Here is an 18,211-nt window from a genome sequence, read left to right as displayed (position 1 = left end):
TCGCCCGTGGCGTACACGGGCGCGGCGGCTCAGCCGCGACGTGCGAGCACGGAGCGCGGCGTCAGGCGGGAGATGCGGAGTGTGTACTCACGGCGGAGGTCCCTTCACGAAGGTGCGGCCCGGCTGCCGATCGGCCTACCGCTGCCTCCCTGGGGCAGCGTCCATTTGATCGGCGCCACGCGGCACGCCGATCATTAGAACCGGCCCGTTCTCCCCCTGTCAATGCGGTCGGATCAGCCCCGCAGCTCCAGCGCCGGCTCGTCGTGGACGCGGAAGCGGAGAATGTTTCGATTCGGAGAAGGAGACCGCATGGCGGATCAGACCACCTCGATCCGGCTCGTCCGGGTGGACGACGCCGAGATCATCGCCGCGCATCGGGCCCGCGACAGGCGGGCGTACGCGCAGTGGGAACCCGCGCAGCCCGACGAGTTCTACACCACGGCCGGGCAGCGGGCCCGCATCGAGGGACTGCTCGCCGACCATCGCCGGGGCGACCGGTGGCCCGCCGTCATCGTGGCCGGCGGCGAGGTGATCGGCCAGGTGACCGTGAGCACGATCCTGCGCGGCCCCTTCGGCAAGGGCTTCCTCGGCTACTGGGTCGCGACGGCCGGCCAGGGCCAAGGGCATGGGACCCGAGCGGTGGGCCAGACCCTCGCGGTGATGCGCCGGGACCTCGGGCTGCGCCGCGCGGAGGCGCACACGCGGCTGGAGAACCTCGCCTCGCAGCACGTGCTGCGCGCCAACGGCTTCCGGCCCTGGGGGATCGCCCACGCGCACATCCTCGTCGACGGCGCGTGGCGAGACGAGATCTTCTGGGAACGGCTGCTCGACGAGGAGCCGCCCTTGACCCGCGCCTGACCATTTCCTGGGACACCAGTTACCTTTTCGCGGCGCGTCGCGCGTCGCCGCACGGCCACGACTTCGAAACTCACTCTCCGCAACCATCACGTGGAGGAGGAGTTCGTGGTCACAATCGACCGGCGAGGATTCGCCAAGCTGGCCGGGCTGGGCGCGGTGACGTCCGTCGTCAGTCCGTCCCTGGGCACGGCCGCCCCCGCATCGGCGGCGCGGGCGCCGTACGCGGGAGAGCGCCGGCAGACCTGTCTTCGGGTGGCGCGCGATCTCCTGCTCGTGGAGGAGAACGGCACCGACCTCAAGCACCGGTACCTTCAGGTGCTGATCGACAAGGGCCTCCCCCGGGCCCGTACGTCCAAGAGGGTGCTGGTCGTGGGGGCCGGCATCTCCGGCCTCGTGGCCGCCACGCTGCTCAAGCAGGCGGGGCACCGGGTCACCGTCATCGAGGCCAACGGGAACCGCATCGGCGGCCGGATCAAGACCTTCCGCACGGGGTTCCGCGACCGGCGCCAGTACGCCGAGGCGGGGGCGATGCGCATCCCCGACTTCCATCCGCTGACGCTGGCCCTGATCGACAAGCTGGGGATCACCCGCCGCCCCTTCTACAACGTGGACGTGACGCCCGGCGTCCCGCCCAAGGGACCGGTGCCGCCGGTCGTCTACACCTCGCGGCAGGGACAGGTGTGGCGGTCCGCCCCGCCCAAGGGCGACTTCACCGCTCCGCCGCGGATGAACCACACGTTCGTCCACGTGAACGGCGTCACCCAGCGCCGGGACGAGTACGCCGCGGACCCGCGCAGGATCAACGCCACGTTCGGGCTCAAGGACAGCCGGACCGCGGCCCGGATCCTCGACGAGGCACTCGACCCGGCGAGAGACTACTTCTCCGTGGTCCGGGGCGGCGACCGGGTCGACAAGCCGCTGCCGGAGCTGGTCGACGGCTGGGCCCGGCTGCTGCACGACTTCGACGGCTACTCGATGTACGCCTACCTGAAGGAGCACGCGAAGCTGGGCGACGAGGCGATCGACGCCATCGGCACGCTGGAGAACCTGACCTCCCGCCTGCCGCTGTCGTTCATGCACACGTTCCTCACCCGCAGCCTCGTCAACCCCGGCGTGACCTACTGGGAGATGGCAGGCGGCAGCGGATCGCTGCCGTACGCGCTGGAGCCCGGACTGCGCGACGAGATCCGCATGGACCGCAGGGCCATGCGCATCGACACCTCCGGCCGGGGCGTGCGGATCTCGACCGTCAGCGAGGCGGGCAGCACCGAGGACGAGTTCACCCGGCAGGGGCGTCACGAGACGTTCGAGGGCGACGTCGCGATCATCACGGTGCCGTTCTCCGCGTTACGCCACGTCGAGATCGCGCCGGCCCTGTCCTACGCCAAGCGCCGCTCGATCATGGAGTTGCACTACGACTCCGCGACGAAGGTGCTGCTGGAGTTCGGCAGGCGGTGGTGGGAGTTCACCGAGGAGGACTGGAAGCGCGAGCTCGGCGGCCGTTACCGCCCCGGGCCCGTCACCCACGTGACGGGCGGCGGATCGGTCTGCGACAACGCCAACCGGTTCATGTACTTCCCCTCGCACCCCGTGCCCGGCAGTGAGGGCGGGGTCGTGCTGGCCAGCTACTCGTGGGCCGACGACGCGACCCGCTGGGACTCCATGGACGACGAGGAACGGTACGGCTACGCGCTGCGCGGGCTGCAGGAGGTGCACGGCGACCGGATCGCGGAGTTCTACACCGGCCACGGCCAGACCCAGAGCTGGATGCGCAACCGCTACGCCTTCGGCGAGGCCGCGGTCTTCACCCCCGGCCAGATGACCGAGATCCACCCCGCCATCGCCGTCCCCGAAGGCCCGCTGCACTTCGCCGGGGAGCACACCTCGCTCAAGCACTCCTGGATCGAGGGCGCCCTGGAGTCGGCCGTACGCGTGGCCCTGGAGGTCAACGCCTGACCCGTACGCCTTCGGTGTCCCCGGCGGGGTGAGGGCAGCGGCAACCGGTGAAACCTGGTCGAAGGCACCGTGAAACCCGGGCCGCCGAGAGTGATGCCATGAGCATCACAGAATTCCGACCTTCCGGGGGCGGCCCGTCCGCGGCCGGGGGCACCGATCTGGCCGTACGGGTGAGAGGGCTCGTGAAGACGTTCGGCGAGCACCGCGCCGTCGACGGCATCGACCTGGACGTGCGTTCGGGTGAGATCTTCGGCGTGCTCGGCCCGAACGGCGCCGGGAAGACCACGACGCTGCGCATGCTGGCCACCCTCCTGAAGATCGACGAGGGCCGTGCCGAGATCTTCGGGGTCGACGTGGCCGGCAACCCGCACGTGATCCGGCAGTTGGTCGGCGTCACCGGGCAGTACGCGTCGGTCGACGAGAACCTGACCGCCCGCGAGAACCTCTGGCTCTTCAGCCGCCTGCAGGGCGTCGCCGCGCCCCGTGCCCGGAGCGTCTCCACCGAGTTGCTCGGCCAGTTCGGCCTGGAGGACGCTGCCGACAAACCGATCTCACAGTTCTCCGGCGGCATGCGCCGGCGTCTCGACCTGGCGGCCAGCCTGATCACGAGGCCACCGCTGATCTTCCTCGACGAGCCGACCACCGGTCTCGATCCCCGTACGCGCGGCCAGATGTGGGACACCATCCGCGGTCTGGTCGCCGACGGCTGCACGGTGCTGCTGACCACGCAGTATCTGGACGAGGCCGACCAGCTCGCCGATCGCGTGGCCGTCATCGACCACGGCCGCAAGGTCGCCGAGGGCACCCCCGACGAGCTGAAGACCGCCGTCGGCGACTCCACCCTCCAGTTGCTGCTCGCCGACCCTGGCGAGGTCCCCGCTGCCGTGGAGGTCGTACGGCGCGTCCTCGGATCCGAGCCGGTCCTCAGCCCGGAGAAGGGCCGCCTCAACGTCGCCCTCGACCAGGCCGACCTCGCCGCGGACGTACTGATCGCGCTGCGCTCCGCCGGGGTGTCGATCACCTCGGTGAGCGTGGACAAGCCCAGCCTGGACGAGGTGTTCCTGGCCCTCACCGGCCACGGGACGGACGGGGACACCGAGAACGGCAAGAAGGAGAACCGATGAGCACCGTGATCGCACCCTCCCGCGAGGTGGTCCGGGCCGCCGAGCGCGTGGCGGCAGCCCGGCCGCGTGTCTCCGTCGGGGACACGCTCAGCCAGACCCTGATGATGGCGTGGCGAGCCCTCAAGAAGATGCGCCGCAACCCGGAGCAGTTCTTCGACGTGGCGCTGCAGCCGCTCCTGTTCACGGCCATGTTCGCCTTCATCTTCGGCGGCGCCATCGCCGGCGACGTGGCGAGCTACCTTCCCCTGATGATCCCCGGCATCGTCGCCCAGACGGTGCTGACGACGTGCATGGCCACGGGCACCCAGCTCCGCGAGGACATGGAGAAGGGCGTCTTCGACCGGTTCAAGTCGCTGCCGATCGCCCGGATCGCGCCGCTCGCCGGCCCGATGGTCGCCGACCTGCTGCGCTACACGATCGCGGCCACGCTGACCTTCGCCATGGGCCTGGTGATGGGCTACCGCCCGGACGGCGGGCCGGCCGGAGTGCTCGCCGCGATCCTGCTGGCGGTCGTCACGGGCTGGTCGCTGGCGTGGGCCTTCACCTGGGTCGGCACGATCGCCCGGAGCGCCCAGGCCGTGCAGGGCATCTCGATGATGATCCTGTTTCCGCTGACGTTCCTGTCGAACGCGTTCGTCCCGGTCGAGACCCTGCCCGGCTGGCTGGCCGCGTTCGTCCGGATCAACCCGGTCTCACACCTGGTCACGGCCACCCGCGACCTCGCCAACCACGCACTCGTCAGCGGAGAGGTGGGCTGGACGCTCCTCGCGTGCGCCATCGTCATCGCGATCTTCGCGCCGCTGTCGGTACGCAGCTACAAGCGGCACATGTGACGTTCGTCCGTCGCGGCCGAAGACCTGCTCGACGAGGCTCCGCGCCTCGGGGAGCAGGTCCGCACCGCGCCGATCGCCGTACTCGGCCCGGACGGCGGCGAGCGTCCCGGGCGCGGCCCGCTCCGCGTACGGCTCTATCAGCTCGATGGCCATGCTGGGCATGCTGTTGTGGTACGTGAACCGCTCGGCCAGCACCAGCAATCCGATCGCCTCACGGGGAGCCATCGCTCCCCGCAGCAGCCCCCAGGCGCCGAGCCCGAAGAGCACCGTGCCGCACAGCGGGTAGTCGAAGGCGGGGTCGTCCACGCTCCACAGGGCAGGGCCCCAGTCGTCGGAGAAGGACCCCGCCAGGGCCAGCGGGTTGTAGCCCTGGGCGATGGAGAACAGCGTCTCGCCGTACCCGGCGTCCTCCGGCGACGCGTGGTGCGCGTACGCCGTGAGGGCGACCGACACCGCGATGATCACCCACGGCGTCTCCGCCGGCTGGTTGCTCTTCGGCAGGCGCAGGTCACGCGCCCGCTCGACGGCCAGGCGATACTCCCCGAGAGCGGCGGCCGTCTCGCCACGGGTGAGGGCGAGCTCGGCCGAGCACATCGAGGCGATCGCCGACACTCCGAGCACCGCCTCTCTGGCGTTGATCCGGGTGATCTCGGCGAGCTCGGCCTCGGCGGTGCCGAGATCGCCGCCGGCGAGGGCGGAGGCCAGCAGCACCGTACGGAGCTGGGTCTCGTCCTCGGTCGCTGCGAGCCGGTGCAGCACCGGAATGGCGGTTCGCGCGTGCTCGACCGCCCCCCGGTGGTCGCCGCGCCGCATCACCAGATGGGCGAGCGCGGCGTGCAGGATCGCGGCGAGCCACGGCCCGTCGTCCACGGGCAGCATCGTCAGGGTCTGCTCGGCGGCCTCGATCGCCCCGGTCACGTCTCCCGCGTTCTCCAGGATGTAGACGCTCATCTGCGTCGCCATGGAGGCGACGTGCCGGTCGCGGCTCCGGCGCAGCTCCATCAGCCGGCGGTGTATCTCGGCCCCGTCGCCCGTATGACACGCGAACAGCACCGTGGCCATCGCCGCCAGCCGGGGGTCGGTCGTGGGGCCGACGGGCAGCGTCTGGATGACGTCACGTACCGGGTCCACCCGCCGATCGGTGACCATGCTGTTCATGAGTGTGATCAGCATGGCGCCCCTGGTCACCTCGACGAGGTGCGGGGGCGGCGTCCAGGCGGTGACCACCTCACAGATCGCGTCCAGGTGGACGAGGAGCCGGGAGTGCTCACCGCGGATCGACCACAGCGCCCCGAGGCCGGCCAGCAACTGGACCGTCGCGACCGGATCGGCCTCGCCGAGTGCCTGCCGGAGCAGATCGGCGAGGTTGCCCTCCTCCGCCCGCATCGCGTCGACCGCCGCGAACTGCGCCGAGGTGAACATCGCGCTGCCGTTCTCGACGGCGTACGCCGTCGCCCAGGCCCGTTGCGCCGCCTGGGCGTCCGCCTCCTCGCCCGCCTCCCTCAGCCGCATCCGCCCGAACTCCCTGACGGTCTCCAGCATCCGGTAACGGAGACCGTACGTCGTCTCGGAGAGGCTCAGCATCGACTGCTCGGTCAGCGCGGCCAGGACGTGCAGGGCGTCCGGGCCGAGCACCTGCTCGGCCGTGGCCAGCGTGAAGCCGTCGCCGAACAGCGACAACCACCGGAGCGCCCGCCGTTCCGGCTCGTCCAGCAGGTTCCACGACCAGTCGATGACCGCGAGCAGCGTCTGGTGCCGGTCGGGGGCCGTACGGTTCCCGCCGCGCAGCAGGGCGAACCGGTCCGCCAGCCGCCGCGCGATCTCCTCCACCGACATCACCCGCACCCTGGCCGCGGCGAGCTCGATCGCGAGCGGCAGCCCGTCGAGGCGGGCGACGATCTCCTCGGCCACGCCTTCGTCGATCCGTACGCCGGGGCGGGCGGCGGTGGCGCGCTGGCGGAACAACTCGACGGCGTCACGCGCCGGCAGCGCGCCGAGCGGATAGACGCGCTCGGCCGGGATCGACAGGGCGGCGCGCGAGGTGGTGAGCACCCGCAGGTCGCGGGTCGTCACGGTCAGGAAACCCACCAGGTCGGCGACGGCCTCGATCACATGCTCACAGTTGTCCAGGATGAGCAGCGCCGGGGCCTGGCCGAGATGCTGGGCGATGCGGGCGCGGACGTCGGAGCGCTGCTCGGCGGTCAGGGTACGACGCCCCCTGACCGAGTCACGGACCCCGAGCGCCGAGCCGACCTCGCCCACCACGCCCTCCGGCGAGGAGACGCCGACGAGCTCGACGAAGTGCGCGACGGGCTGCGCGGCGTTCCTGCCGACGATGTGGGCCAGCCGCGTCTTGCCCAGCCCTCCGGGGCCGATGATGGAGACCACCCGGTTGGTCCGCAGCAGGGCGTGCACGGCTCGGATGTCGCCGTCGCGGCCGAGCAGCGAGGAGCCGTCGAACAGGATGCCCTCACGCACCGGCCGGTCGGCGACGAGGAGTTCGGCGTACACGCGGGTGAGCTCGGGCCCGGGTTCCGCGCCGAGCCGCTCCACCACGGCCGCGCGATACCGCTCATAGCGCTCCAGCGCGGCGGCGGCACCCCGTACGGCGGCCTCACTGCGCAGCAGGCAGGCGAGCAGTTCCTCGTCGTGCGGCCGATCGGCGGCGGCCTCCTCCAGCAGCGGCAGCGCGCCCTCGTGCGCGCCGCTCCGGCCGCGCGCGATCGCCGCCACCCGTCGCGCCTCGGCCGCCCACCCAGCCGCGGCGCCCCTGAGCTCGGCCAGCGGGCCCGTCGCGCCGTCCGATCCGCTCTTCCCGAGATCGATCGCCTCTTCGGCGCGGCTGCGCGCGAGCGCCACGTCGCCTTCGCCCAGCGCGGCGCGTGCCTGCTCCACCAGCGCGGCGAGCAGCAGCGCGTCCACCTGGTCGGCGGTGAGCCCGAGCCGGTAACCACGCGGAATCCGGACCACGACATCGGCGTGGGTCGCCGCCCTGGTCCGCGAGACGACCACCTGCAGCGCCTTCGCCGGGTTGGCCGGCGCCTCCTCAGGCCACAGCTCCTCGATCAGGCGCTCGTCACGAACCCCCGCACGCCCGTTAGTGGCGAGCACGGCCAGCAGGGTCTGCGCACGGAAGCCGACCACGCGCGCACCCCGCCAGCGGACGCCGTCGAGCAGGACGAGTTCAGGGGACACACCTTCAGCTTACGGACGAGCCCCCCTTGACGAGCGTGCCCGCGCGCATCTCGCGGCGACCTGGAGGACTTCGTCGTAGCCCTCCCCCACCATTGCCGCATATCGCGACCCCTCGGCGAACGTGCCGTCGCGACTCTGAAAGCGTGGAAGTCACTGCCGAAGAGAGGGCTCGACGAGAACCGCGTGTCATCACGAAGAGGCATCTTTTCCCCGGAAACTTCTGCAACCCGCGGGACACACCTAAGCTTGGTTTGATCGACTCAGGCCACAGATCAGGCGAGGCGCAGTGGGTAGAGCCGAGTGGTCCGCACTCGCCATTGGAATCGCCGGCGTTCTGGCGGGGATAGCCGGGGCTTTCGCAAGCAATCAACGCATGAAAGTTCTCCTCAGCCTGCTGGCCGCATTGTTCATTCCCGCCGCCATCGTGATCGCTGTCATGGGTCCCGAAGAGCCAGGCACCGCGCCACCGCCCACCCCTTCTTCGGCCACCGGCCCACTGAATGCCCTGTCGCAGACGCCACCCTCCTCGCCGCCTCGCCGCACGGCAACGGACACCCGCGTGGAAACCAGCGATCCCGCCGTCTACTACGACGGAGTGAGCAGACTGCCCGGGTCGGTGGATCTGGACCAAAGCCCGATGGTGGTTACGGGAGACCACGGCATTCTCGATCTCGATTTCACCGATCAGCGGTCTTTACACCTCGGAGACGGTGTGCGAGGCACTCCACTCATCGACATTCTGCCCAGAGAATATCCCTACCGTGAATGCGTCGACCTGCTTCGCCGAGAGGGCGCAGGACAGAGGGATTATGGAGAATACACAAATCTGTCGACTTCGTCCAAGGCCTTCTGTATTGAGACCCAGCACGGCCGCATCGCCTATGTGCTGCCGCTTCCCCATCTGTACGAGGCACCGATAGTGAAAGTGGTCACGTGGGACAAGGAGCAGGATTGAAGGCCCTGCGTCTCCACTCCATCGGGTCCTCAGAGTGCTCTCAGCGGCGTTGGCGCCCCGTGGTGTTCTGTGACCGGCCTGGCTGTGCGAGCGCCGGCGGACCGTCAGCCCCACGTTGATCCACGGAGGATTCGCAGGGAAAGTTTCAGCGCATGTTCGGTGTCGCCGCAGGTCGCCTCGCAGGGAAACTACGGCGGCGAACATGAACTGTACGAAGATCCCCCGCACTGCAATGCTTCCAGTGGAAGTCCGGCACGACATCCACTCCAAGGAGGGTAAGTGCGGAAACTCAGATCTTTGGCCGTCGCCGGCGCTTTGGTCAGTGGGCTGGTGGTCGTCGCCAACGCCACCCCCGCGCACGCCGATACGCTTCGCAACGTCTACTACTACTCCTCCGACTGCTACCGGTACGGGGACTACGGCGTCCAGAACCACATGTGGAGCTGGTACCACTGCGATTACCAGTACAACTTCTGGTTCCTCTGGAGCGTCCCGTAAAAGGTCCTCCACGGCCGCGACCGGCTCGGGTCCACTGATCGCCGGGCGGAACGAATTCCACCCGGCGATCAGCTCGTTCACGTGATGCTCATCGAACGGTGACCCGGTCGCCGGCCGGTGCGCTGACCGGCGAGTTCTTCACCAGATAGGTGGCCAGGGCCCCTCTGTCGTCCGGGCCACCGCGATAGACGTTGGTGACTCCGGGCCATCGGGGGAAACCTTCGTAGCCGCCCACCAGGACGTAGTTGGCCGCGATTCTGATGACCTGGTCGTCGGCCACCGGAACGCCGTTCAACGTCAACTCGGTGACGGCGCCGCCCTCCAACGTGTAGCGGAGCGAGGACGACGGCGTGAGCACCCAGCCCTGCGCGTTCGGGTAGGCGAGGACGGACTTCAGCGCGGCGCCGGTGATCTCCCACACATCCACCGCGAACCCGGCCGGAAGCGTCGCGAACACCTCCTCGTAGGTGACCGGGCCCGCGTCGAGGTCCAGGTGGAATCCGTACCTGCTGACCAGGGCGGCCTCCGCGCCCGACCGGGCCTGGACCGCGTCGAGGTTGGCATCGGCGACCAGTTCGGCCAGCGGGCCGCCGCTGGGCGTCCGGACGATGGGCTCGGAGGTCTCGCCGAAGGTCTCGTCCGCGCCGGCCATGCCGCACTCGAAGTAGTAGAGCTTGTTGGACACGAGACCGTCGGGCTGCCTGAGCTCGATCTGGACTGACGTCTGTCCTGACGTCTGTGTCTCGGGGTCCCATTCCCAGTCGAGCGTCGCGAGCAGGGCGGTGAAACTACCGTTGTGCTTGATGGGGGATTTGAGGTTCTTCCATTGCTCAGTGCCGACGATGCGGTATTGAATGAGTTGCAGGCCCGGAGGGAGTCCTTCGAAGGTCCCGTAGACCTTGAAGGTCACCGGACACTTCGACGCAGTGGTTCGCTCGAATGAGAGGGTGAGCTTCCGCACCGGATTTTCGGCCGATGCGAATTGGGCGGAAGCCGTACCCGAGAATGCTCGCTGGGGTGCGGCTTGTGCGGCGGGAACGAAAGCACCGGCCGACAGAACCGCGATTCCCGCCAGCCCTCCGACCCGACGCCCGGCCCTACTGGGTAATCCCACAGTCTTCCCATCTGTCGATGACGACAAGGACGAGCAGACCCTAGCCACGCCGACCGACAATTCCGCGCGCCGAATGAACCGGTAATACCGGCACGGCACCCGGCGAGACCATGGCGGGTAATCGCGTCACGGTCGACCGACCGGGCTGTCAGGGCGGCGTACCCGCGGGCGGCCGGACCGCCGGCCGACGCGGCCAGAGCCAGTTTTCGCGTAACGCCGGTGCCTGAAGGATGTCGGTCTCGCTTGCTACCGTTCGACACCTGCCGATGACGATGCCGCACGGCGTTTCTCGCCGACCCTTCATCCGGTGGTCAGAGAGAGTGAGGACCCGATGGATGACAGTGAGAAGGACACACTGCTGATGTTCCTGGAGGCGCAACGCGCCGGCGTTCTCGCCATCATCGAGGGACTGGACGACGAAGCCTTGACGACTCCTCTCCTGCCCTCGAAGTGGACGCCGCTGGGTCTCGTGGAGCATCTCGGCTACGCCGAGCGGCACTGGTTCCAGGAGATCGCGACCGGCTCCGCCGAGCCACTGCCCTGGCCCGACGGCGACGTGCCACTGACCACTCCGCGACCGCCATCCGAGGTCTTCGCGTTCTACCGCGACCAGTGCGAGCGGTCCGACGCGGTCCTTGCCTCCATGCCACTGTCGACGCCCCCGCGCGGACGTCACCCCGCTCCGCTCGGCGACGAGATCACCGACCTGCGCCGGATCGTCCTCCATATGATCGAGGAGACCGCACGCCACGCCGGCCATCTCGACATCGTCCGTGAGCTCATCGATGGAAAGACGGGGCTCGGACCTCGATAGGGTGCGGGCGATTCCCCGAGGGCTTGCCCGGGAACCTTGACGGACCCGTTCGCGCACAGCGGTTTCGGCGGAAATCCCCAGCGGGCCACCCTGACCGACCAAGCACGGCGGACACTTTCAGTCCGACAACCGGGAGATGCTCTGCTGTCCAGATCCGCTGGAGCTTTACGAGTTCTTGGACCCCGTCATCCACGTCCTCCCGACGAGGGATGCGCGCGTGCTACGCAAGAAGATCGGCGAACTCGGCGACCGCCGGCAAACGTACCTCTTGACCCAAGCCCAGTGAACCGGTCGCGATGATGCGGTGCTGGCATATGCAGGCGGAGTACGGCGGGCGGCCCGAGCTGCCGGCGGCCGAGACCGGCCCCCGGGCCGCATGCTGAGGCCATTTCCGGCGCTCTGCCGGGGCAACGGAAGCGGGTGGCTCCCAGGGTGGCTCCCAACGACGCCGAAGGGACCGGATGAGCCGCGAAAACACAAGGCCCCTGACCAGGAATTACCTGATCAGGGGCCTGTCGTACGAGAGCCGCCTTGGGGAATCGAACCCCAGACCTTCTGTTTACAAGGGAAGGGCAGACGCCTCGTCGGCAGCATTCCGGCCCGCTGAAGCGGCAGTCACGGGCCGGTGCTGTACGCCTCCGTAAGCCAGCGTTGCTGTACGAGTTGCTGTACAGCAACCGGCTCTGCACGGATCCCCCTTCGATATGAAGCCAACCAGTGACCACCTCGAGTTGCCGCATCTGGCCTACGCATCAACATCCAGCGTCACTACTGACCGACACTGTTCGCCGAGCATCGCCTTGGTTGTCACTCAGTCACTCACGTCGAGCGGGCTGAGGGCTACTTCTCTAGAGCTGCGCACGATGGGAGCATCTACGGGCGGAAACAAATAGCGGTAGAGTTATACGAGCAGAGAGAAAAGAACATTCGTCGACTGAGTATGCTCACCGGCCTCGCACGAGATACTGTTTATCGAGCTCTTGACGCCTACGGCATCCAATGGAGGGACCAAGGGGAAGCAGATAAGCCCCAGCGCCGCCGGCATAGATAGTAGTGATGAGCCTCACAGAGAGAGCAGCATCTCGTTCGTGGATGTTCGCCGGCGTTCGTGGCGGTTGTCACTCAGGTTGCCGTACGAACAGTGACCAAGCCTGGTCACTGCCCAGGCTTGGTCGTTTCAGGCGGGCTACTTAGTTTCCGACACGGTTGAGACTCGGCCGTCAACGAATGCCATGGTGCCATCCGCTAGCTCACTTACCAAGGTGGCATAAAGGCTTCCATCTTCGGCAGCCTCTCGCATCTGGTTCACAACTTCCTCGGTCGGCTTGGGGCCTAACTGAGGAGCAAGAGTAAACGGCTCCTGATGGGCAACAACTGAGCACCAACCAGCATCGTTAGCCAGTGGGATACGTCCAATTAGGACAGTCCCCATGGAAGTTCTTCCCGGCCAACTGGAAAGATTTATCTCAGGCTTCTCGATAAACACATTAAAATGCACTGGATGGGCGTGTTCTGTGATGCTAATTCGCTTCACATCATGCGTGTCGGGCAGCGTGATTGTGGCTACAGCTCCGGGCTGGATAATTAGCAATGCGCGGGTGAAACCTATCGCAATCTCGCTAGGTCGATTCCAGAGGACTCTCTGCTTCTTGTCCACTTTCAGGTGCCATTGCCCAGACTCATGTAGGCTAATGTGTGCCTGAGTGACGCTTTCACGCTCTAAGAACAGTTCGGGCCTGCGTGCACCGGATCGGACTCGCCACCAGCGCGAACGCTGGCCGGCAACCTCGATCCCGAAGTGAAGGTCAGGGCTGTGTTGGTTCATAGGATAGATAGTAGACCTTTGGAGCTGTCACCGTCGCACGGTTTTTCTTATAAGCCGGCGGGGCTCGTTATAGGCCTGGATTGAAGAGGATTGTATGAACGGTCTCCCCGATGATGTGGTCGCGGCGGTGGGCCGCATTACCATCGCAGCCGGTGATCTCGAACTGGTCCTTGCATGGATTGGTGCCAGTCAGGCTGACGGTAACGCATTTAAGATCTTGGCCAAGCCGGGCGAGCCGCTCCGGGCCGCTCGCCGCTCCATTGAGGTTGCCGCGCCGGCCTATCGGGATGCGTTCCTACCTGTTTTAGAGAAAGCCGCTGACCTCCTGGCTCGGCGCCATACTGTGGTCCATGCAATGTGGGTTAACGACGATCCGGGTCAAGGGTGGGAGTTACTTCATTACAAGAGTTATGTACGACATCCGGCTGATCCCCAGACACTGGATGAGCTGGCGCGCCAGCTCATGGAGATCAGAAACCAGCTAGTGCGGATCGTGACGGCGCAAATCAACAACCGTCCGGCACCCGCAATCACTTGATCCCTAGGACGTTCATGTAGGCCTTTCTACAGGTCAGCGGCGCTCGAAAGGGCGAGAGCAAGGTGCGCCTGTGCTGTCGCTCGGGCCGTACGCATGGCGGGGTCCCGACTGGTCCGCAGGTCTGATCAGCGACAGACCCAGTCGGTCTGCACAAGGTGGCCGGCAGACTGCTATGTCAAGCACTAGCCGTCCACCCTAAGTGCATCTATTCTCAACGGAGAGCGATGCATGAACCAAGGGATGAGGTCACATGGGACGGCAGCGCAAGTACTCAGACAGCACTCTGGCGGCGCTCTACTCTCTGGCACAAGGAACCTGCTACTGGCCGAGTCCTCCGTGTACTGAGCCAATTGTCAAGATGATTGACGGAGTACCTGAGTTAAACGTGGAAAAAGCTCATATCTATGCAGCGAACCCGGGAGGTGCACGAGAAAACGAGCAGATGACGGAAGACGAACTGGATGACTTCCCTAACATCATTCTCCTCTGTCGACCGCATCACAAGCGGATTGATGGTCGAAGACGCGACCTCTACCCCCCTGAGCTGCTCCAAGAGTGGAAGGCAAAACGGGAAGGTCCTGGTCTGTCCGCTCTAGACGGCTTGGGCAGACTGACCGAGGATCGCCTTAGAGAAATCCTCGTTGATGCTCACGAGTCGATAGCCGAACGAATGCATGAAGCAATCGAACGGTTCGAGGCAACAGACGCAGAAGCAGCGGCACTCTTACGTGCCCTGATTGATGAGCTGGCGGAAGCACGGCTTGAGGCGATGGGTTTAGATCCCGATCTGGTTACCATGCTGAGCAGTTCCTCCGACCAACTCATCACCTTGGGTGATTATGCTCCGCTGCTTGCGTCAGCCGCCGAGGATTTAAAGCACCTCCCCGACGTCGTGCCTCTTCTGGCGGAGACGTCAAGGGATCTCCACGGATTAACGGATACGGTAAGTCTGCTCTCCGACCTGGCTAAAGAGCTCCCCGGCGAGACAACGATCGCGCAACTGGCAAGCGCAGCCTACACCCTGCAAAATCTTCCCGAGACGGTTGCTCACCTAGAGAGTGTCGTAGAGCAACTGCGATGGATTCAGGGGAACATGTAGTGACCTAATATTGCTTCAACCGAAGGGGAGTGCCACCGCATGGCAGGTAGAACTTTTCGGGATATACCGGAGGATCCAGATCTAGTAGCACTTCCCGGACATTTGACCTCGCTATGCTTGAAGCTAGATCCGAAATACCATGCTCGCTGTACGGGCGAAGTTTATCTAACGAAGCCACTGGACGGGCGTAGCTATGCACGTTGTGAATGCCCGCGATGCAACCATCCTGACATCCGACCTAGGAGATTGAAAGGAGGGGAAGAGGCGCGCTTACCTGTCGACGAAGAGACGATTGAGAACGTCAGTCATCATCTCGAGGCACGGAAATTCATCAAACAGCTAGGGCACCTCGCACCGCGGGGTCGTGATGGAGTTACCCTCCTCCACCGGCCACTGCTCCTTCTGTGGCTTCTAGGAAGAGTGGCTAATGGACAGCCAAGGCTCACCCGGTGGCGAGAGGTAAGAGAAGCGTTCAAAGAACTCGCAGCCAAGTATGGCAACGGAGCGGGCCCCGACGCAGCCGTCTATCCCTTCTGGGTCCTGCACGCTACTGATCACTTGTGGGAGATTTCACCCGCAGACAAGCTGACTCTAACCTCAGGGCGCAGACGTCCCACTTTGTCGTCACTGGATGCAATTGATCCAGCAGCCGGCTTTCCACCGGTCATTCACAACCTGCTCTCCACGCAGACCGACGTCCTCGCACAAGCTGCTGCACTTGTGCTAGTCCGGTTCTTCAATCCCATTGCGGATGACTTCTTGCAAGCTACGGGACTCCACGAGATCCTTGCCGGTCGTGAGATGGAAGCGCTCCTCCCCATACCTGGAAGCGTAAACTACAGCAACCGCACAACTTTATGGGAAGCTCACGGCGGGCAGAGAGTTTCTGGCATCGGACCGCTGGAAGACGGACTGATGTGCGTCTTCGCGGATGAGGAGGGACCTCACGCAGACCGTCGCATCCCTGATACCAACTTGATTGAGTACCGAGGTGATGGCCTGGTCGGTCATCAGCGCATGACAGGCGGAAATCAGCAACTCGCTAACTACCAAGCCGAGAAACGCGCGATCCGGTACTGGCATAAACCACTCGGCGGCGATTGGGAATTTGAAAGCTGGGCGGTAATTGTGGAGCGGCGCTACGTCTGGGGAAAGGACACCAAGAAGAACTGGCGCCGAGAGTACGCCTGGGTTCTAGCGCCAGTACCCTCTCCGTTTCGCGACACTTGGCCCGCCGAGGTCCTGGCGCTCTTAGCTGAAGACACCCACCAGACACGCGATGACACGCTCGGCACAGAGGCGCCTGTTGCAGCTAATCCCTCTGATGCTCGCGAGCGCTACCAGCGCCTCTGCGCCTCGGTCGAGTCACGCGAGCGCCAGAACAGCGGACGCTCTACCCGTACTGTCACCGAGCGATACTTCCGATCAGCGCAGGCCCGTCTTGCAGTGCTTCTTCGTGCTGATGGACGATGTGAGAACCCGAAGTGCGCAGGTCAGCCTAACGACGTGACAGACAAGGGCGACCCCATTCTTGAAGTGGACCATGTTAACGAGTTAGCCCGAGGCGGGCGTGACCACCCGAGTACTATGATCGCACTCTGCCCGAACTGTCATGCAATCAAGACACGAGGCAGTACGCGGCGCGCTCTCCAAAAAGAGCTACTGGGTGTAGCTCGGGGACTGCATCTACAATTATCCACGCGAGAGGTGCTTGGCCTGTAGGCCGGGTACAAATTCAGCGTGCCCCCTACCTGCGACAACGGCGCACAAGCCATCGCCGACCTGCGGGACCGCTTCCGTTGGTTGCCATCGCTTGCCACCGGTTTCCGCTGCGATGCGCCCCCGATGTGCCCCGAGGCGCGTCCCCATGCGGGCTGTTTTCAGCGGTACCCTCAGCCTCGTGATCAAGCGGTTTCAGGACGCCATGCACCTGATGCGCCGAAGCGATCCGCAGAAGCAGGAAGACGGCTTTCACAGCCTTCGGCCCTACGCAGCGGATCACGTTGCGGAGCTGATCGAGGAGTTCCGGGCGGAGCACGAAGACCGCGGCCTGCGGTGCTGGTTGCTGGAGCTGATCGCTGAAGCTCGGTCTCCGGAAGCGCTTCCGTTGCTGACTGAGGTGGCCCAGTCCGAGGATGAGCCATTACGAGACTGCGCACTGCGAGCCTTGACCCTCCTGGGTACCAAGGAAGCCCGCCAAGTGTTATGGCGTGAGCGGGCGAATCGGCCGATGAGGTGAGCTAGAACCTCTTCCTTATCAGGGAACGGCAATGGGCCTTCGAACTGGTCTTACATGCTCTTACCTGCGGGGCACCGTCTGCTGCTGTCCACCAGCGTCCAGGGTCGTCCGTCGGCGTTGTCACGCAGTTGGTCACGCACGAGGAACCAGTCAGTAGTCTTTCTGAGATGGACTGGATGCCATTACTAAGCACGGTACTTGGTGCCGCGATTGGCGTCGGCGCGACGCTTGTCGCTGACTTGACACGGGCGAGTCGCAGCCAACGAGAAGGCGACCGTGCTAGTAAACGTCAGGCATATGGGGACTACCTTGCAGCACTGTCTCTGACGCGGCATAACCTTCGAGTCGCCGCTCGGTCTTCGGTGGCATCCGTTGACGATAGGGCTCGCCTGGCTTTTGATGCGTTCAAGGATGCCAAAGCGTATGAGATGCGGTACCAGGTTGCACTGGTCGCACCAGACCAAGTCATCGAGGCGTCCACCTCTGCATTCAATGCTCTGAGAAGCCTGCGTGATCTAGTGGAAGGCGGAGGAGGGACGCACGACGACCCGGCCTACCGTGCCGCTCAGGATCAGTGGGCGAACCGATTTGCCGAGCTGCGCCATCGCATGCGGAGCGACCTAGATCGCAAGAGACGCCGAAAGACAGTCGCGATCGACGTCCGTCAGCACACAGTGCATAGCAAAGCCGTAGGTAGAGCCCATCACAGCACCGAGGATCATACGTCGTAGATCTGATCCGCCACCTGGGCTGAACTGCAATGATCGCCAGGCTCATGGGCTGAGCTGGGCTTTCTACGTTCGACGGTTCTCATCGTTTCGCGCTGCTTTTCGCGCTCGTGGGCCCTGCTTGCGCCCTTTGCGGCTCGACGATCTAGACCGATTGGCACGTCTCTCACCCCGAAAGTGTCAGTGCCTTGCTCTAGCCTGCATCACATCAGTCTGTGCCCGGAGGGAAGTCGTGAAGCCGAGCGAGCTGCGTCGCAAGTCTCAAAAGTGCTCCTGTCGACTGTGCTTCTACTGCGACGACCCCCTGGTGTCGGCGGATCCTGAAAACTGACCCCCTGAGGTACTCCGAAAACTGACCCCCTCCGAGACCTTGGAGGGTGCTGAAGGTGGAGGACTGGGCGGAGATACGCCGTCTGCATCGGGCAGAGGGCGTGC

The 18,211-nt window shown here is 65.4% G+C and carries 13 protein-coding genes, 1 tRNA gene and 1 pseudogene; 11 read left to right on the top strand and 4 right to left on the bottom strand.

Annotation, left to right across the window (positions count from 1 at the left end; all coding sequences use genetic code 11):
• Positions 1-309: 309 nt before the first annotated feature.
• The 4 genes from HHX37_RS11315 (at position 310) to HHX37_RS11300 (ending at position 4,771) form a co-directional block, all read left to right on the top strand.
• Positions 310-858, top strand: coding sequence for a GNAT family N-acetyltransferase (locus HHX37_RS11315; RefSeq protein ID WP_182885394.1), 549 nt, complete (start codon positions 310-312; stop codon positions 856-858).
• Between the two features lie 105 nt (positions 859-963).
• On the top strand, positions 964-2,814 hold the full coding sequence (locus tag HHX37_RS11310) for a flavin monoamine oxidase family protein (protein WP_182885393.1): 1,851 nt from the start codon (positions 964-966) through the stop codon (positions 2,812-2,814).
• Between the two features lie 98 nt (positions 2,815-2,912).
• Positions 2,913-3,938: an ATP-binding cassette domain-containing protein gene (locus HHX37_RS11305; protein ID WP_182885392.1), complete on the top strand. Its 1,026-nt coding sequence runs from the start codon at positions 2,913-2,915 to the stop codon at positions 3,936-3,938.
• The gene (locus HHX37_RS11300; RefSeq protein ID WP_182885391.1) at positions 3,935-4,771 is read left to right on the top strand and encodes an ABC transporter permease; all 837 of its coding nucleotides are present in this window, start codon (positions 3,935-3,937) and stop codon (positions 4,769-4,771) included. Before HHX37_RS11305 ends, HHX37_RS11300 begins: the two co-directional genes overlap by 4 nt.
• Before the next feature lie 1,731 nt (positions 4,772-6,502).
• Here the strand turns inward: HHX37_RS11300 and HHX37_RS36570 are convergent.
• Positions 6,503-7,693, bottom strand: a pseudogene (locus HHX37_RS36570) (ATP-binding protein); the annotation flags it as partial.
• Between the two features lie 646 nt (positions 7,694-8,339).
• Here HHX37_RS36570 and HHX37_RS11290 point away from each other — a divergent pair.
• The gene (locus HHX37_RS11290; protein WP_182885390.1) at positions 8,340-8,921 is read left to right on the top strand and encodes a hypothetical protein; all 582 of its coding nucleotides are present in this window, start codon (positions 8,340-8,342) and stop codon (positions 8,919-8,921) included.
• Between the two features lie 279 nt (positions 8,922-9,200).
• Positions 9,201-9,419, top strand: a complete 219-nt coding sequence (locus tag HHX37_RS11285; protein WP_182885389.1) for a hypothetical protein — start codon at positions 9,201-9,203, stop codon at positions 9,417-9,419.
• Positions 9,420-9,507: 88 nt separating this feature from the next.
• On the opposite strand, the gene HHX37_RS11280 is transcribed toward HHX37_RS11285, so the two are convergent.
• Positions 9,508-10,329, bottom strand: a complete 822-nt coding sequence (locus HHX37_RS11280) for a 5'-nucleotidase C-terminal domain-containing protein (protein WP_182885388.1) — start codon at positions 10,327-10,329, stop codon at positions 9,508-9,510.
• 535 nt (positions 10,330-10,864) lie between these two features.
• Between HHX37_RS11280 and HHX37_RS11275 the strand changes: the two genes are divergently transcribed.
• Positions 10,865-11,347, top strand: a complete 483-nt coding sequence (locus tag HHX37_RS11275) for a DinB family protein (protein ID WP_220502814.1) — start codon at positions 10,865-10,867, stop codon at positions 11,345-11,347.
• Positions 11,348-11,871: 524 nt separating this feature from the next.
• Here the strand turns inward: HHX37_RS11275 and HHX37_RS11270 are convergent.
• Positions 11,872-11,960 (bottom strand) — tRNA-OTHER (locus HHX37_RS11270).
• Positions 11,961-12,533: 573 nt separating this feature from the next.
• The gene (locus HHX37_RS11265) at positions 12,534-13,172 is read right to left on the bottom strand and encodes a hypothetical protein (protein ID WP_182885387.1); all 639 of its coding nucleotides are present in this window, start codon (positions 13,170-13,172) and stop codon (positions 12,534-12,536) included.
• 94 nt (positions 13,173-13,266) lie between these two features.
• On the opposite strand from HHX37_RS11265, the gene HHX37_RS11260 reads away from it, so the two are divergent.
• The 4 genes from HHX37_RS11260 (at position 13,267) to HHX37_RS11245 (ending at position 17,048) form a co-directional block, all read left to right on the top strand.
• The gene (locus HHX37_RS11260; RefSeq protein WP_182885386.1) at positions 13,267-13,710 is read left to right on the top strand and encodes a hypothetical protein; all 444 of its coding nucleotides are present in this window, start codon (positions 13,267-13,269) and stop codon (positions 13,708-13,710) included.
• Between the two features lie 358 nt (positions 13,711-14,068).
• A complete protein-coding gene (locus HHX37_RS11255) occupies positions 14,069-14,809 on the top strand; it encodes an HNH endonuclease (RefSeq protein ID WP_182885385.1) in 741 nt (246 codons plus the stop codon).
• Between the two features lie 618 nt (positions 14,810-15,427).
• Positions 15,428-16,531 (top strand): HNH endonuclease, encoded by a 1,104-nt coding sequence (locus tag HHX37_RS11250; protein WP_182885384.1) that lies wholly within the window; start codon positions 15,428-15,430, stop codon positions 16,529-16,531.
• 178 nt (positions 16,532-16,709) lie between these two features.
• Entirely contained in the window at positions 16,710-17,048 is a 339-nt protein-coding gene (locus tag HHX37_RS11245; RefSeq protein WP_220502813.1) for a HEAT repeat domain-containing protein, read from the top strand.
• Positions 17,049-18,211 lie beyond the last annotated feature (1,163 nt).

It is taken from the genome of Microbispora sp. H10885, from assembly GCF_014161415.1.
Lineage (GTDB): Bacteria > Actinomycetota > Actinomycetes > Streptosporangiales > Streptosporangiaceae > Microbispora > Microbispora triticiradicis.
Note: the sequence above shows the minus strand (reverse complement) of the source record. Positions and strands in the feature narration are given on the sequence as shown.

Coding starts and splice junctions, on each gene's coding strand:
- HHX37_RS11305 (WP_182885392.1), top strand. CDS start 2,913: ATGAGCATCACAGAATTCCGACCTTCCGGGGGCGGCCCGTCCGCGGCC.
- HHX37_RS11300 (WP_182885391.1), top strand. CDS start 3,935: ATGAGCACCGTGATCGCACCCTCCCGCGAGGTGGTCCGGGCCGCCGAG.
- HHX37_RS11265 (WP_182885387.1), bottom strand. CDS start 13,172: ATGAACCAACACAGCCCTGACCTTCACTTCGGGATCGAGGTTGCCGGC.
- HHX37_RS11255 (WP_182885385.1), top strand. CDS start 14,069: ATGATTGACGGAGTACCTGAGTTAAACGTGGAAAAAGCTCATATCTAT.
- HHX37_RS11290 (WP_182885390.1), top strand. CDS start 8,340: ATGAAAGTTCTCCTCAGCCTGCTGGCCGCATTGTTCATTCCCGCCGCC.
- HHX37_RS11275 (WP_220502814.1), top strand. CDS start 10,865: ATGGATGACAGTGAGAAGGACACACTGCTGATGTTCCTGGAGGCGCAA.
- HHX37_RS11260 (WP_182885386.1), top strand. CDS start 13,267: ATGAACGGTCTCCCCGATGATGTGGTCGCGGCGGTGGGCCGCATTACC.
- HHX37_RS11315 (WP_182885394.1), top strand. CDS start 310: ATGGCGGATCAGACCACCTCGATCCGGCTCGTCCGGGTGGACGACGCC.